This is a genomic window from Microvirga puerhi, assembly GCF_020089865.1.
GTDB lineage: Bacteria > Pseudomonadota > Alphaproteobacteria > Rhizobiales > Beijerinckiaceae > Microvirga > Microvirga puerhi.
The window spans coordinates 1-15062 of the sequence record NZ_JAIRBM010000026.1; the positions used below are offsets into that span (position 1 = coordinate 1).

Annotated in this window: 10 protein-coding genes and 4 pseudogenes; 8 read left to right on the forward strand and 6 right to left on the reverse strand. The window is 60.5% G+C overall.

Features of this window, described 5'->3' with window-relative positions; genetic code table 11:
• Window positions 1-87 (reverse strand): annotated as a pseudogene (locus K9B37_RS22405) (IS5/IS1182 family transposase); the annotation flags it as partial.
• A 452-nt stretch (window positions 88-539) separates the two neighbouring features.
• Between K9B37_RS22405 and K9B37_RS22410 the strand changes: the two are divergent.
• Complete coding sequence (locus K9B37_RS22410) at window positions 540-2195, forward strand: squalene/phytoene synthase family protein (RefSeq protein ID WP_224315769.1); 1656 nt, start codon at window positions 540-542, stop codon at window positions 2193-2195.
• Window positions 2192-3436, forward strand: a complete 1245-nt coding sequence (locus K9B37_RS22415) for a hydroxysqualene dehydroxylase (RefSeq protein ID WP_224315770.1) — start codon at window positions 2192-2194, stop codon at window positions 3434-3436. Before K9B37_RS22410 ends, K9B37_RS22415 begins: the two co-directional genes overlap by 4 nt.
• 1283 nt (window positions 3437-4719) lie before the next feature.
• Here K9B37_RS22415 and K9B37_RS22420 read toward each other — a convergent pair.
• Window positions 4720-5124: a winged helix-turn-helix transcriptional regulator gene (locus K9B37_RS22420; RefSeq protein ID WP_224315771.1), complete on the reverse strand. Its 405-nt coding sequence runs from the start codon at window positions 5122-5124 to the stop codon at window positions 4720-4722.
• Between the two features lie 74 nt (window positions 5125-5198).
• On the opposite strand from K9B37_RS22420, the gene K9B37_RS22425 reads away from it, so the two are divergent.
• From K9B37_RS22425 to K9B37_RS22435, 3 genes and pseudogenes are all read left to right on the forward strand, one after another.
• The gene (locus K9B37_RS22425; protein ID WP_224315772.1) at window positions 5199-5786 is read left to right on the forward strand and encodes an NADPH-dependent FMN reductase; all 588 of its coding nucleotides are present in this window, start codon (window positions 5199-5201) and stop codon (window positions 5784-5786) included.
• A gap of 452 nt (window positions 5787-6238) precedes the next feature.
• Window positions 6239-6937 (forward strand): annotated as a pseudogene (locus tag K9B37_RS22430) (IS6 family transposase).
• A gap of 244 nt (window positions 6938-7181) precedes the next feature.
• On the forward strand, window positions 7182-7922 hold the full coding sequence (locus tag K9B37_RS22435) for a hypothetical protein (protein WP_224315773.1): 741 nt from the start codon (window positions 7182-7184) through the stop codon (window positions 7920-7922).
• 436 nt (window positions 7923-8358) lie between these two features.
• Here the strand turns inward: K9B37_RS22435 and K9B37_RS22445 are convergent, their stop codons facing one another.
• Together K9B37_RS22445 and K9B37_RS22450 are read right to left on the reverse strand one after the other, a co-directional pair.
• Entirely contained in the window at window positions 8359-9201 is an 843-nt protein-coding gene (locus K9B37_RS22445) for an IclR family transcriptional regulator (RefSeq protein ID WP_224315774.1), read from the reverse strand.
• A 1-nt stretch (window position 9202) separates the two neighbouring features.
• Window positions 9203-9955, reverse strand: a pseudogene (locus K9B37_RS22450) (Rossmann-fold NAD(P)-binding domain-containing protein); the annotation flags it as partial.
• A gap of 193 nt (window positions 9956-10148) precedes the next feature.
• On the opposite strand from K9B37_RS22450, the pseudogene K9B37_RS22455 reads away from it, so the two are divergent.
• From K9B37_RS22455 to K9B37_RS22465, 3 genes and pseudogenes are all read left to right on the forward strand, one after another.
• Window positions 10149-10847, forward strand: a pseudogene (locus tag K9B37_RS22455) (IS6 family transposase).
• Between the two features lie 459 nt (window positions 10848-11306).
• Window positions 11307-12320: a nitrilase-related carbon-nitrogen hydrolase gene (locus tag K9B37_RS22460; RefSeq protein ID WP_224315775.1), complete on the forward strand. Its 1014-nt coding sequence runs from the start codon at window positions 11307-11309 to the stop codon at window positions 12318-12320.
• Window positions 12321-12338: 18 nt separating this feature from the next.
• Entirely contained in the window at window positions 12339-12587 is a 249-nt protein-coding gene (locus tag K9B37_RS22465; protein WP_224315817.1) for a transposase, read from the forward strand.
• 10 nt (window positions 12588-12597) lie between these two features.
• Here the strand turns inward: K9B37_RS22465 and K9B37_RS22470 are convergent, their stop codons facing one another.
• Window positions 12598-13029 (reverse strand): hypothetical protein, encoded by a 432-nt coding sequence (locus K9B37_RS22470; RefSeq protein WP_224315776.1) that lies wholly within the window; start codon window positions 13027-13029, stop codon window positions 12598-12600.
• A 308-nt stretch (window positions 13030-13337) separates the two neighbouring features.
• Complete coding sequence (locus K9B37_RS22475) at window positions 13338-14909, reverse strand: winged helix-turn-helix domain-containing tetratricopeptide repeat protein (RefSeq protein WP_224315777.1); 1572 nt, start codon at window positions 14907-14909, stop codon at window positions 13338-13340.
• Window positions 14910-15062: the final 153 nt, after the last annotated feature.

The following is a 15062-nucleotide window of genomic DNA, read 5'->3' on the forward strand; positions in this document are numbered from 1 at the left end:
TCTTCCACCTCTGGGCTTGGCGGGCTCCGGCGGCAGGAGCGGCTCAACGGCCGCCCACAGAGCTTTGGAAACAAGAGGTTGGGCCATGCCAAACCAACGCACTCACGCCAGTTTTGTTAGGCGCTCTAAATGCACAAGTCTGAAACGCGACGATTGCATTCGGCGGAGAATAAAGAGGCAATAGTCCACCGGGCCTGTCGGGATGATATAAAAATATCTCTCTGGTTCATCAATTGCATAGTCTAGCGATACACATGAGCCAAGCCACGTGTGCTTGTGTCCATCAGGCATCACATATTAGCCAATTTTGAGAATATTTATCATTCTATATGCCGCGACTCCTGATAGCACCTATTAAGGAGCTCGATTGTCATAAGAAAATCGCGGCTTTTTGCAGGCTCGCATCCGCGTATCATAGGAGTGTTCTTGGCTTGCTTTCATCGTCCTAATGAGCCGGGCGACTCAATGGGGTGTATTCCTGCGAAGTAACCAAGCCTCCAGCGGACTGGAGGCGCAGGCATTATCTGATAAGATAAGGCATGCACGCACGCGATAGGCTCCGAGCGAAACGACCTAAGCACGAGAATTTTCCTGTTGCCTCACTCATGCTCTCTCGCGTCCATCGCGACGCAGTGCTCGCCTTCTATCGCTTTGCCCGGCTAGCTGATGATGTTGCAGATGCTCCCGATCTGACAGCCTCCGATAAGCTTGCCGAGCTCGAAGCACTCGAGCAGGCCTTGATCTGCGGCGATCCCCAGACGCCGGAGGCCGCGCAGCTCCATGCCGTGAATGCCCGCCACGGTGCCGGCGTCTCTGAAGCTCGCGACCTGCTGCGCGCCTTCCGGCAGGATGCGGTGAAAACATGCTATCAAAGCTGGGCGGATCTCGTGGCCTACTGCGCCTTTTCGGCCAATCCGGTGGGACATTTTCTCCTGCGCCTACATGGAGAGCACGCAGACGCCCAGGCTCCAGCGAACGCCCTTTGCACCGCGCTTCAAATCCTCAATCACATGCAGGACTGCAGGCTCGATTGGGAGCGTCTGAAGCGTCTCTATCTTCCACTCATCTGGATTGCGAGCATAGGTGGAGAAAGCACATTCTTCGAGCCGTCCCGCGCATCCCTGCGCCGCCCGGTTCTCGATACCATGCTCAACCGCGTCGACGCGTTGATCGACCGCGCGCGCGTTCTGCCCGAGCGTCTGCAGAACCGAGGTCTCCGGGCCCAGAGCATCGCGACGATTGAGCTCGCGGGACGGCTGAGCCAACGCCTGCGCAGCCGCGACCCGGTTATCACCCGCGTCGAGATCAGCAAGTCCGACGCCGCCATAGCTTTCCTCTGTGGTCTTGGCGGTGCCCGCTGCCCAGTCAATCATGACCACCATGTAACCTCTGCGATGGTGCAGCACGCTGACTTGTCCTATCGGCTCAGCATACAAACCCTGTCGGGGGAACGTCGCCGCGCCATTCATGCGGTCTACGCCTTTTACCGCGCGGTGGACGACATCGCCGACGGCGTAGCTCCTCCCTCCGAGAAGCGCTTCTTCCTGGGCGAGTGGCGCAGGGAAATTGACCGCTTGCATCGTGCCCCCGAGACCCCGGTCGGACGCGAGCTTGCGCGCGCGTTGAGCGTCTTTGCGCTGCCGCTGGACGAATGCCATGCCCTGCTCGACGGCATGGAGACCGACAGCGTCGAGCGTGTGCGATTCGTGGATGATCGCGCGCTCGATCTCTACAGCCGCCGCATTTCCGGATCGGCATGCGCTCTGTTGATCTGTATCTGTGGTGCTCCCAACGCGAATGATTTTGCCTTTGACCTTGGGAGGACCTTGCAGCTCGTTAATCTTCTGCTCAACACGGACGAGGACGCCGCGAGGGAGCGCGTCTATGTTCCCCTATCACGGCTAGCCCTCCTCGACCTGTATGACGCGCCGGCTGCAACTCTCGTAGCCGACCCGCGCTTCGTGCGCGTCTGCCAGGACTTGTCTGAGGACGCCCGCGCCAGTTTTGCCGCAGTCGACGAAGCGCTGAAACGGCTCGATCGCTGCGCCCTGAAGCCTGCGATCCTGATGATGGAGAGCCATCGCCGCATCCTCAATCAGCTGGTAGCGCGCGGCTGGGGCGCGCGGCGTGGAAAACTCCGCCTCACCGCGACCGACCGGTTCCAACTCATCACTCTGGCCTTGAGGCCTGAATGACGATGAAGCGGACTCACATCGTGGGCGCCGGCATTGCGGGCTTGAGTGCAGCGCTCGCGGCAACCGACGAAGACGGTGAGGCCGTTCTCTACGAAGCCGCGCCACAGGCCGGAGGGCGCTGCCGAACACTCTATCCACCGGACGGCTTCGTTCATGATAATGGCACCCACGTGCTCTTCACTGCCAACCGGCGCGCCCTTGCGTTCCTGAGGGCCATTGGTGCCACGCACCGGTGGGCCGAGCCTGAGCCCGGCGGAGTTCCGATCTACAATCGGCGCACGGAACGGATGCGACGCGTCGGCCTGTCGCCGTGGTCGTGGCTCTTTCCATCGCGTTGTCCTGAGGGATTGGGCCCGCAAGATCTCGGGCGTATCCTGCGCCTGATTTTATCGTCCTGCGACCGGCCGGTGGCATCCGTTATCGGCGAGCGACCGATCATGGAGAGCCTGATCGAGCCGCTCACGGTCGCAGTGCTCAACACGCCCGCTGCAGAGGCATCGTCGAAGCGCCTCGGCCGCACCCTGCGGCTCCTCCTACGTCCAGGGGCGAGCAAGCTCTTGGTGGCACGCTGCGGGCTGAATGAGGATCTCGTCGCTCCGGCCCTTACGCTCCTTCAGGCCCGAGGCGTGCGCCTTCTCACCAGCCAGCGTCTTCGCTCCGTGCTGGTCGATAATGGGCGCGCGACGGGGCTCGCCCTGGCAGACCGCATCATTGCCCTAGGCCCCTCGGATCAGGTCGTCCTGGCGCTGCCGCCCTGGGAAATCGCACGGCTGCTGCCCACAATCCCCGTCCCATGTCGCTTCGAACCTATTCTAAATTTTCACTATCCCCTTCGGGGACCAGACCGCCCTCGCTTTATTGGACTTATCGGCACCCTCGCCCAATGGGCCCTGATCCGGCGCGACCATGTGAGCGTGACGGTATCGGCTGCCGATGCGGTGATCGACCGGGATGTGAACGAAGTGGCGGCCCAGATCTGGCGCGAGATTGCGCCGGCACTTGCCGCCCTCGGCCTTAACGTCGATGTCGACCGGCAACCCAGAGCGCGGGTCGTGAAGGAAAAGCGCGCGACGATTCGCCAAGCTGCCGGCCCGCTTCCCCAGCCCCCGGTTCGCCCCCTGGTCAATCTGGCTCTAGCGGGCGACTGGATTGGCTACCTGCCAGCCACTATCGAGAGTGCTATCACTGCAGGCGAGGACGCGATTTCTGCTCTTCGAGATCGACACGTCAAGTTAACCTGACGGCGCCCTCAAGCTGGCGTACGAGCATCATGACCACCTGAATGCCGAGACCATTGCTGGCCCCTAGCCGAAAGGTCTCAGGAAGTCCCGACCCGAGATCGGCTACGCTCAGGCAGAGCTCGTTGGCGACCCGGTCCAGGGGGCTCCGTTGCAAACCCTGACGCAAGTCAAGCGAAGGCTGGAAGGGGGCTCAGCTTAAGCAGCAGCACTGAAGAGAGCAGCAATGAATTTGCTCTGAGCCTCCATGTCGTTCGCGGGTGCGTTCGCGACCTGTCCCTTACTGTCGCTTTGCCCCTAAAGGCGAGACCAGGAACTCAACAACATCACTGGCAATCCTTTGCCGCTCAATGTGAGATTTTTTGCCTAAATGTGAGCCAGCGTTGACCGGGGCGTGCAGCTGGCTGCAATGGCGATGGAACGGGACCTGACAAGGTCGCCTTGCTCCGGAGCTGTCACAAGCAAGCCCGTTGGCGCGCCACCGTCGATCGGATCGCGCCCCGGATCCAGCACCGCGGTCACAGGCAGGGATCAAAGAGCCGCGAATACACCTGATCGGCCTCTCGCCGTTAAGGGCAAAGAAGGTCACTTTTCGACACCCAGCGCGACAAATCTCAAAATTAAGGGCAAAGTGACACGAGGGATCGCGACAGAGTTCCGAACTGGCCATTCGCAATCGCGCGCGGATCGGCGTTCGTCAGGCGTTGAGAAAGAGCCACGTCGAGGCCTCTGAACTCTCGATGCACGGCCTCCTCGGCAAGACGAGCGCCGGCGCGCGTCGGCCGGCGACGCCAGCGCCTCCCGCATAGCAGGGGAGGGCAGGGGGATGCCAATCTTCGCCCGCGCCCGGACGTCCCGATGCTCGAAGCGGGCGCGGCCTTCGAGCTCCGGTCGATCCGCAAGGATCGTCGGGGCGACAAGGTACTGGCGCCCTGCATTATGGAGAGCACAAGGAAATGTGGGGCAGCGATGTCTCCTGCGATATGGTACCGCCACCGATCAGGCTTGCTGCAACCTTCTGAAGGGCCTCCCGCACCGGTCGCCCCACATAACCTCATGCTCCCGTTCATTGGGGGCCAGCGCAAGATCTGATGGGACTCCCCACCTTTTCTGAGTGACTGTTCCGGGCTGGACTTAGGCGCTGGAAGGAAGCCTTCGGGCGCCCCAGGGTTGAAGAGAGTGCCATGTCTGAGCATGGCGCAGGCCACATTCAGAAGACGGTCAGCCACACTGTGCAGGGCGCGTGGATGAGAATGACCGCGTTCGCGAACCCGATGACGGTCCAATCAGCCGGTCATCGATGATCCATGCAACTTGGCGCGAGGTTCGTTCAGCGCATCGAAGGTGGCGCGAGCGGCCTCGACGCGCCGTCGATTTTTCTGGGCCCATTCGCCAAGCGCGGTTACAGGTTTCCACAGACCTCGCCCGAGTTCCGTGAGTTCGTAGTCGACGCGTGGCGGAATGGTCGGGGTCACCGTGCGAACAACGAAGCCGTCGCGCTCCAATCCCCGCAGTGTCGATGTCAGCATCTTCTGGGAAATTCCGTCGAGTGAGCGCCGCAGCTCGGTAAACCGCATCTTGCGCCGACCCAGGTGGCGGACCACGCCAACAGACCATTTGTCGCCGATCCGGTTGAGAAGCTCCGTTACGGCACGGCAACTGTCGGGCACCTCGGAGTGACTGGGTTTCAAAAAAGTGCCTCCTTTTGCGTACCGAGTTTCCAAAATAGCCTCAGTTTCCAAGATATACCAATTCGGAGATCACAGTGACCCGCCCCAGGATCGGCATTATCATCAGTTCCACACGTGAGAAGCGCTTCGGAGAGAAGGCGGCCAGATGGATCCATGGCCTCGCCGCCCGGCGCACGGATTTGGATTTCGAGATCGTCGACCTGCGCGACTATCCGATGCCGTTCTTCGAAGGCATCTCGCCGCTCCATGCACCAGTGACCGACGAGGCAGCAATCCGCTGGGGGCGCAAGATGGCCGAGCTCGACGGCTATCTGTTCGTCACCGCAGAATATAACCGGTCTATCACCGGCGTTCTCAAGAACGCCCTCGATTGGGCCTATCGCGAATTCAACCGCAAGCCGGCCGCCTATCTCGGCTATGGCGGCGTGGGCGGCGCTCGCGCGATCGAGCAGCTCCGGCTGATCTGCGTCGAGCTTCAGATGGCGCCGACGCGGCCGGGCGTTCACATCGCCGGCAGCGATGCAACCGCCCTGATCTTCCAGGGCAAGAGCTTCGAGGAGCTGGAGCTGCCGCATCTGGTGCAGGCCGCCAACATCATGCTGGACGATCTCGCCTGGTGGACCTTCGCCCTGAAGGCGACGCGAGATGCTTCGGCGGCTTGAGCACCGGGCGCGGTCTTGAATATTCCTGACATTCGGCGAGCGACATCGAAATGACTGCCCATTCACCCGAAGAGCTTCTGCCCTAACCGCTGCCATCAACGCCGGCGACCTGACCGATGTGCTGCGCTATTGGGATGAGGAGGGCTGCTTCGCTCTACCCGACGGCATGCAGCTGAGCGGGCATGCCCAATTGCGACGACTTTACGAGCAAAGGCTCGCCCTTCGGCCCACATCTCAGCCTGCACCATCGCCGCTCACCCCACTGACCGACGTCCTGGAGAAGCAGTGGAACCGGGAGCACGAGGATGCTAAGTTCAAGGCGCACGATCCCCTACGTCGCCTGCCTTATGGACGTGTTCGACAACCTCGATGCCGCTTACCGCAGGTTCTGTCGCAACTCTTGCTTTCCTGTCGCGGACCTAGAACTTCATAGGCGGGGAGGATGAAACAGGATGTTCAAGGGCAGGCATTTTGATCGGTCGGTGATCCTGCTCTGCGCTCGATGGTACTTGGCTTACAGCCTCAGCCTCCGAACCTTGGAGGAGATGATGGCCGGACGCGGTGTCTCCGTCGACCATGCCACGCTTCATCGCTGGACATTACGCTACGCGCCTGAGCTGCTGGAGCGCTTCGATCAACCCAAGAGAGCTATCACAGGCCGATGGCACATCGACGAGACCTATGTCAGAGTCCGAGGCTAGTGGCGCTATCTGGATCGCGTCATCGACAGCAACGGTGACACAGTCGAGTTCTGGTTCAGCGAAAGGCGGAATCTCACTGCGGCCGAACGACTTTTGCGCGAGGCATTGAAGCGACATGGCCGGCCTGAGCGCATCGTCATTGACGGCGGCCAAACGAACCGCGAGGCGATCCTCGTCTGCGACACAACAGACCGGCTCTGTGATCGATCTCGGCGCCAGCTGAAACCAATCCGCATCCGGCAAAGTGCCTACCTGAACAATCGCATCGAGCAGGACCATCGGGCCGTTAAGCGCTGGGTTCGATCAATGCTCGGATTCAATTCAGTTTTATCCGCGCGGGCAATACTAGGTGGGATCGAGATGGTTCACATGATGCGCAAACAACAGGCAAAGTACGCCTGCAATTCGCAACTATCTCTCGTCGAGCAGTTCAAGCGTGTCGCCGCATAAGAGGATACGAGCCGCTCTCAGATCTTTTTGTCCGCAGTCCAAGTTTGCGACAGAGTCCCTGTCCCTGCATTCAGTCCCCCGCAGCAACGCTGCACCCGTCCATGAAGACGAGAGCCTTAGAACCCAACTTGTCGCCATAAGGTTAAGAGGCGGTCAACGTATCTTCGGTATCTTTCGCGCACCCTAGGATTGCGAACGGTGGATGCGAAATTGGCGCTGAAATCGATGAGACAGCGGATCTGACATGTCGAGTTGGCGAGAAGAGAAAAACCAGAAGGCACATGCCCGGCTCGAGAAGCGCCTCTCTGAGCACTTTCCCTCGTGCGTTCTGTCCCACGCGCTCCGACAGCCGTTGATCCCGCCGACGCAGCGGCGCGCCATGGAGTCCTATTGGCGGCATCGTCCGCTTCTGGCCGATAGATTGGCCCGGGCTCTCGCAGCCAAGAGCGGACAGCCTGCAGGCTGGCAGTGGCGCCTCGGATCCGGCAAGGACGAGGGCTTGCCGATGTCGTTTCGCTTGCCGCCGTCGCCCTATCGCGAGGGCGCCTTCTCGCGCGGGCCAGGGCATTGCTGCGTCTGCGGGCAGCCTGTTTATCGTCTGGGATGGAATCGTGATCTCTGGGGTGACGGCACGCCCAACAAGAATGCCTCCTGGCATGCCGCTTGTGTCGTGGCCTGGCAACTCTGGACTGCACCGACCGATCATCTGAGGATGCTGAAGCTTCGCCAGAGCCGGAAATGCGCAGCAACCGGACGTCGCCTGCTGAGGACTGCCGAGGTGGACCATCGCGTCCCGCTCTTTGCTGTCTGGTCCCAGTACCGTGCGAAACCTTGGCCGGAACTGCTTGCGTTCTGGGGCGCCCCCAATCTCCAAGTCATCAACAGAGCAGCGCATGTCGAGAAGTGTGCGGAGGAGGCGGCGCAGCGGTCAGAACGACGGATTGTCGTACTCTCTTCTAAGGAGAGGACTGTCGGGAGCGCATAAGGAGTTGTGAGGCAGCGATGTCTCTCGCGATATTGAACTGCCACCGATCAGGCTTGCCGCAACCTTCTGAAAGGCCTCCCGTACCAGTCGCTCCACATAACCTCATGCTCTCCCAATTGGATCGAGCAGGACCATCGCGTCCTCAATCACCCGATCCCACCAAAGCTCGGCTTTAAGTCAGGGGCGTCCCCTTGGGCAACCCTGAAGGAGGCCGAGACGGTCCACATGATGCGCAAAGGTCAGGCGAAATACACCCGTAAATCGTTGCCATCGCATGCCGAGCAATTTGAACTGCGCGCTGGCTAAACGCACTATCGAATGCCTGTCCTTTCGTTGTCCCTCCACGAAATTCGCAACGCACCCTTTGTCCAAAAGGGTGGCTCGGTCCAACTCCTGTTTGAGCTGTGCAACGGTTTGCAGCAGACCCCTCTCAGACCTAGCGGAGCCGCGCCTCGATTCGCCGCGAGGCGGCCATCACCTGCTCTGCCGCGCCCAAGGGATAGAAGCGTGTCGCAGGACCGACGACAGTCAGTGCATAAAGTCCTGTTCCATCTTGGATCGGCACCGAGATCGAGGCGGTACCTGGCGTCACCTCGCCGAAGCTGATCGCATATCCGATCTGAGTGACCTCCTGCACACGCGCCAAGATCTGTGCGGGGTTCATCACCGTCTTGCTGGTCTCCATTTCAAGCGGCACGCGTTCGAGCACGTAGCGCAAGTCGTCCACCGGCATATGCGACATCAACGCGGCGCCCGTGGCACCGGAATGGAAGCGCGAGGAATAGCCGCGGCCGTATTCGAACTTGATCCCATGCAGCGATACGATCTCTTCGACAATGGCCTTGCGCGTGCCCATGCGTCGGCACAGGCAAACAGTTTCGCCGATGATATCCCGTAGTGCATACATCTCATCTGACGCCACTATCACATGGCGCGAGAACTGGCTTTCCATTTTTGCAGCCAAGCGCAGAAGATCCGCACTCAGGAAATAGTCTTTGGTTAGCGGATCCTGCGAGACAAAGCCGGCATCGGATAGGTTCTTCAGTAGCCGGTGCAGTGTGCCATTCGAATGGCCGGTGATCCGCGACAGTTGGGAAAACCGCGAGACCCCCTCGGCCAGCAGATCGAGAAGCTGCGCACTCTTCCCAACCATGTTCATAGCTTTCGGCGGAGCAGGCGCGGTTCCTTCCTGCTGCATCTCTGCGGTCAATTCCATAAGATCCCCATTATGTTCGTCGGGCGGCGCAATATCTCGTGCGCCACCGGCCGGGTCGTTCATTTCAGCCCCAGTGACCCTGTTCCCAAAGGATTAGCTCCTGTCCGGCGGCCCTTACTTCCGCAGCCTTCTGAACGCGATTGCCGCAGATTGCATCATAGATTGCCATGCCTCGCGCGAAATAGACAATGATCTGGTCATCGTTATCGCGCCCGGCGACGTCGCCCGCGATGACACCCCCCAGATCCAGGAGCTGATCCGGCTTCAGGATCCCGGCATCCACAAGGCAGCCCGGCGTGAGGTTGTGCCGCTCGATGGATTCTGCGGCATTCGCGTAGAACTTGTCGGCATGTTCATACAGGTCGAATTTCGCATCCCAGATCGAAAGATAGATATAGAGCGCGCCGCGCTTGAACCACTCGTACGGAATATAGGCCTGTTCGGGCACAGTAAGCGTTGTTGCCGGCATGACGATATCCGCTGCGCGGACGGCCGCCTCGACACTGTCGGCCACCTGGGTCCGAACCTTCAGCTCCTGCTCGATCCGGCGTGCGTAAGCTTCTGCCCGCTCGCGGTTCAGGTCGAAGACATGAACAACGCCGATATCGGCGCCATCATTGCAGACGTGGTGCAGGGCTGCCATGGCCGCTTGGTTGATCGGACCGACACCAATCAAGCATACGTCATTCACCCCTGAGTGCCGCAGGTAGCGTGCGCCAATCGCGCCGAGCGCGCCAGTGCGGGTGCAACTGATTACCGCACAATCCATCAGGGCAATAGGATATCCGCTTTCGGGATCGAGCATAGTCAGGAGACCCGAGGCCCGGGGTCCGCGGTTCTTCTGCGGATTCTAGGGATTCGAAGGGATGTTCTTGACGCCGACCATGCGCTCGCCGGCATTGTCAACGAAGGCCGCATGGCAGTTCACACGCTTTGTCCCCTTGTAGCCGGGGATCGTTGCATTAACCCCGGCCGTATAACGAGGAGCGGTTCGTCAAGGAGCCGTCTCGTTGTCTCTGTTCAAGCGCCGCCGCTTTCCTGTCGAGATCGTCCTGCTGTGCGTGCGCTGGTATTGCAAATACGGGATCAGCTATCGCAACTTAGCTGAGATGATGCAAGAGCGCGGTGTGGAGGTCGATCCCTCCACCATCTTCCGCTGAGTTCAGCGCTACGCGCCCGAGATCGAGAAGCGGATCCGACCTTACCAGGGACCTCGCTCAGGATCGTGGAGGGTGGACGAGACCTATGTGCGGGTCGGTGGCAAATGGAAATACCTGTTTCGGGCTGTCGACAAGCACGGTCAGCTGATTGACTTTATGCTCTCCGACCGTCGCAACACCCGAGCGGCTTATCGCTTCCTGCGAAAAGCCCTCAAGACGATGATTACCTATCCGCCATCTTCGATCACAACTGACAAACTCGCTTCCTACCCGAAGGCAATCCAACGCTTACAAAGCGAAGGGCTGCTGTCGAAGGATGCCGAGCATCGCACCTCGAAATTTCTCAATAACGTCATTGAGGCGGATCATTGTGCGCTCAAGCGCGTGATCCGGCCGACACGCGGCTTCTAGAGCATGAAAACGGCGCGTGCAACAATCAAAGGCTTCGAGGTGATGCGCATGATCCGTCGCGGGCACTGCATCTCGCAACTGCAAGGAGTGACAGGCGAAAACGGTCTCGTTAACCGGCTCTTCGCTCTCGCCGCGTGAGGCAAGCTCCCAGATGGGTTCGTTATGCCCTTTCCAAGTTACTGCAACAGAGCCCATGAGGCGCCCCTTCTCTCATTCAGAGCCCCTGGTACCTACAGTCGGCACATGTCACTTCCTGGCACTCCTGCGACGTCGGCGCTCGGTTCGCTTGAGACCTCAAGAGCTGACGTTCGTTAAGCGGTCAGAATGTGAAAGTTTGACCCGAAGGAGACTTTCGGCGCGCCTGCTCTCGGTCGAAGGCTACGACGAGCCTACCGTAAACGAGGACCGTTCGCGCCCGTTCGGCGAGGCTGGCGCCAGACTGGATCCTGTCTGTGAACTCTACCTGCTCGAGCGCCTCACTCGGCGGCCTGAGATACACCTGGAGTCGTCGTAATCGCCGGCATCAGCTCGAGCCAGTCCATCATTGTCTTATCCATGTTATAAGGAACGCCTCAGGGTGAGCGGAGGATTGGGATTATGACTGATGCCAATGGGACGGGCTCGCATGGCGCAGCCCGACGCGTTGCGGTGGTTCAGGCGGCTCCCGTCGCGTTCAATACTGCCCGAACTCTGGAGAAAGTCTCGGATCTTGCGTCCGACGCCGCGCGGGCGGGCGCGCGCCTGACGCTCTTTCCGGAAGCTTTCATCTCAGCTTACCCGCGCGGGCTTGGCTTCGGCGCTGTGGTAGGATCCCGGACCGCCACCGGACGGGAGCAGTTCCGGCTTTATTGGGAAAGTGCGATCGACGTGCCGGGGCCGGACACGGAGCATCTCTCCCGGATTGCACGAGCTAACCAGATCCATCTCGTGATCGGAGTGATCGAGCGGGACGGGGGCACCCTCTATTGTACGGTGCTTTTCTTCGGCCCAGACGGCCGCTATCTCGGCAGGCACCGCAAGCTCATGCCTACCGCGAGCGAACGCCTGATCTGGGGCTTTGGCGATGGCTCGACCCTACCAGTGCTGCAAACCGACATCGGGCGGGTCGGTGCGGTCATCTGCTGGGAGAACTACATGCCGCTTTTGCGGACGGCCATGTACGCCAAGGGTGTTGAGATCTACTGCGCGCCGACCGCGGATGGGCGAGACACCTGGCTGCCGACCATGCAGCATATTGCACTGGAAGGCCGCTGCTTTGTCCTGTCCAGCAACCAGTTCGCCCGGCGACGGGACTACCCGCCGGAATACGAGACGGCGTTCGGCGACGAGCCGGATACGGTCCTCTCCCGCGGCGGAAGCTGCATCATCGGCCCACTTGGGCAGATTCTCGCCGGTCCGGATTTCACGGGCGAGGCCATCCTGACCGCGGACATTGATCTTGGTGAGATCGCCCGTGCCCGCCTCGATTTCGATGCGGTGGGCCACTATGCCCGGCCCGATGTCTTTCAACTGCATGTTGACGAGACAAGTCGGACTGCCGTCTCTTTCCGCAATACCACCCCCAGCGAAGGCGCGTCACTGACTGTGCCGGACACCGCTGGCGTCACCTGATCATCGAATGGCGAGAGCATCTCGACGAACCAGATCGAGAGCGTCTTCTCGCGGGTGCGGCGGGCCTACAGGGGCATCCATCATCGCTTCTCGGTGAAGTACCTGGACTGGTACATCGTCGAACTTTCCCGGCGCGAAGACCGTAGCCGCCTCGGCAACCGTGGGCAGACGCTCGAGATGCTCGGGCGAGCGCTAGCCCATCCGACCTCACGGAACCTATGCGGCTACTGGCAGGGCAACAAGCCACCGACCTGGTGTGGGAACTAGGCGGCAAGGCCTAACGCGCGATCTCCCAAAGGTTCTTGCGCCCATCGACGGTTCCTGCCTGTCGCACCCGTCCACGCTTCTCCAAGTTCGAAAGGGTGGCTGAGATACGGCTCGGCATCGCCTTGAAGAAGGGATCGTCCTCGGCAAGTCCCTTATCCCTCGCAATGGCCGAGGAGCACGCCGCCGTGCTGATGGATTCCTTGGCTTCCCGGATCGTCTTGAGGGCGATCGCGCTCAGGTTCTCTCCCGTGAGCGGGTTGCTGCCAGCGGGCAGCTTCTTTCGTGAGGTTATGGTCGGCAGAATGCTTGGGTCGAACAACCTTGCGACCTGATCGATGGCGGCCAAATCGCTGTCGATTTGCTTGATCTCCTGTTCCAGGGTTCGCCGCCGCTCGGTTAACTCGCCACGCTTCTTTAATAACTCCTCAACTGCACCCGCCATCCTACGCTCCGCTCGCCCCGAATTATGCAAGGAAACCCTGCACAATTGGTTGCGGACATTATCGGATCAGGTCACGGAAATCTGGTGGCGTTTGCTACCGAATGCCGCGAATTTATCTGAGCGGACGGAGATTGGTTCCGCGTGACAACCTGCCAACAAGATGGCATCTCTATCGCACAGGAAGTACGGCTGCTCGCGATCTCCGACGCGGAGTGATGGCGAGTGAGGCCTGTTGCTGGGCCCGTATTGCTCGCCGGCGTAAGCCTTACACTTGGTGGCTCCCCACGAACGGAAACAACCTGGACAGTTTACTGCGGCAGCCCGGCTCGGCGGAGCGTCTCGATGTAGGTTTGCAATACCGGCTCGCTGACATACGGCATCCGATCAGGGATCCTGGCGACAGTTGCGTCCGGTTCGATCGTCAGGATCTCGTTCACGATCAGTCGCGCTCTGTCCACTTCGCCAACATTCACCAGAGCGACCGCGAGGCTGCGGAGCGCGAGAGCAAAGCGGCGATTTTGAACCACCGCCTGTTCAGCCCACCAAACCGCCTCTGGATATTTGCCTTCGGCAATATACGTGAACGCCATCCCGGCCAGCGCGACCCATGGCGTGGGAGGGGTGGGGTTGAGACGCCTGGACTTCTCGATCAACTCCCGGCCCGCCGCGGGATTTCCATTCGCGGCCTCGACCCAGCCAGCCAGCGCCATTGCGATCTCGGAGTTCTGATTGATGCTCAGCGAGCGCCGAAAAAGCTCCTGGGAGCGTGGCCCGTCCTTGGCCAAGACCCAGATCGCGAATGCTGCCATCCACAGCACGTTGGGGTCGTTAGGAGCAAGGGCGATGGCATCCCACGCCAGCCGCACGCCCCTGGAGCTTGGCTCCTCCGAGGGGCCTGCCCAACCCTGGAAGAGGGACAAACCGCGATAGCACGCCGAAGCCGCCATGGCCTGAGCGTAGCTGGGATCACACTCCAGGGCCTTGTCAAAGCAATGCAAAGCCTCAAGAGTGGCTTCAGCGGTGTATTCGTTGATCAATGAGAGCCCACGGAGATAGAGGTCATAGGCATCCGGGCTCTGTGGCGGCCGCCGACGGGTACGGTCAGCCTCGGTAAACAGCAGCTTCGGTTCGATAATCGCAACCACACTTTCTGTGATCCGGTCCTGGAGCTCAAAGACGTCTTGGGAGCCCCCATCGAAGCGGTCAGCCCACAGATGGGCCCCAGATCTCGCGTCGATAAGCTGGGCCGTAATGCGCAATCGCGCGGCGCTGCGGCGGACGCTGCCTTCCAGCACATAGCTCACGCCGAGTTCATCCCCGATCCGCCGAATGTCGACCGATCGTCCCCTGAAAGTGAACGAGGAGTTCCGGGCCAAGACAGTCAATCCACTGCATTGCGCCAGCCCGGTAATGATCTCCTCGGACATCCCATCTGCAAAATAGTCGTCTTCTCGATCACCGCTCATGTTGTCGAACGGCAGCACGGCAATCGATGGGCTTTTGGCTGTGGAATCCGAGGAAGTAGCCTGTAGGGACACCGGCTCAAGTTCTGACTTTGCGTTCCATTCCTGCTCTTCTCGGACCTCCCCAACAAAGCGGACGCCCTTGCGCGGCAACGTCCGGATCAGACGCTGCTCCGAGCCGGAGTCGCCGATCGCCGCTCGTGCGGCATTGATCCGGCTGCTCAGGGTTGATTCGGATACGAGGCGCCCCCGCCACACGGCTTCGAGCAGGTCATCCCTGCTGGCCACCCTGTCGCGTGTGCGGATCAGGAATTCCAGGACATCGAACACCTGAGGCTCAAGTTCAATGCGGTCGCCCGTCCGACGGAGCTCGCGACGGTCGGGGTCAAGCACGAAGTCATCAAACAGGTAGCGCATGGTGAGGCTCCTACCGGGAGCACACCAGCGCAGATTATCACGACCGCGGCTGGGGCAACAATCGCTTCCGTGGAGTCAGAAAATCAGGGATACCTGACCGTACGCTAGCTCCTGGCGGCGTTTGTGTTGGTTGATGACCGCGGGTTGATCCTA

What these genes read in the sequence shown, in the direction of transcription:
- K9B37_RS22410 (WP_224315769.1), top strand. Translation starts at nt 540, where the DNA reads ATGCACGCACGCGATAGGCTCCGAGCGAAACGACCTAAGCACGAGAAT.
- K9B37_RS22415 (WP_224315770.1), top strand. Translation starts at nt 2,192, where the DNA reads ATGACGATGAAGCGGACTCACATCGTGGGCGCCGGCATTGCGGGCTTG.
- K9B37_RS22435 (WP_224315773.1), top strand. Translation starts at nt 7,182, where the DNA reads ATGTCGAGTTGGCGAGAAGAGAAAAACCAGAAGGCACATGCCCGGCTC.
- K9B37_RS22445 (WP_224315774.1), bottom strand. Translation starts at nt 9,201, where the DNA reads ATGAACGACCCGGCCGGTGGCGCACGAGATATTGCGCCGCCCGACGAA.
- K9B37_RS22460 (WP_224315775.1), top strand. Translation starts at nt 11,307, where the DNA reads ATGACTGATGCCAATGGGACGGGCTCGCATGGCGCAGCCCGACGCGTT.
- K9B37_RS22470 (WP_224315776.1), bottom strand. Translation starts at nt 13,029, where the DNA reads ATGGCGGGTGCAGTTGAGGAGTTATTAAAGAAGCGTGGCGAGTTAACC.
- K9B37_RS22475 (WP_224315777.1), bottom strand. Translation starts at nt 14,909, where the DNA reads ATGCGCTACCTGTTTGATGACTTCGTGCTTGACCCCGACCGTCGCGAG.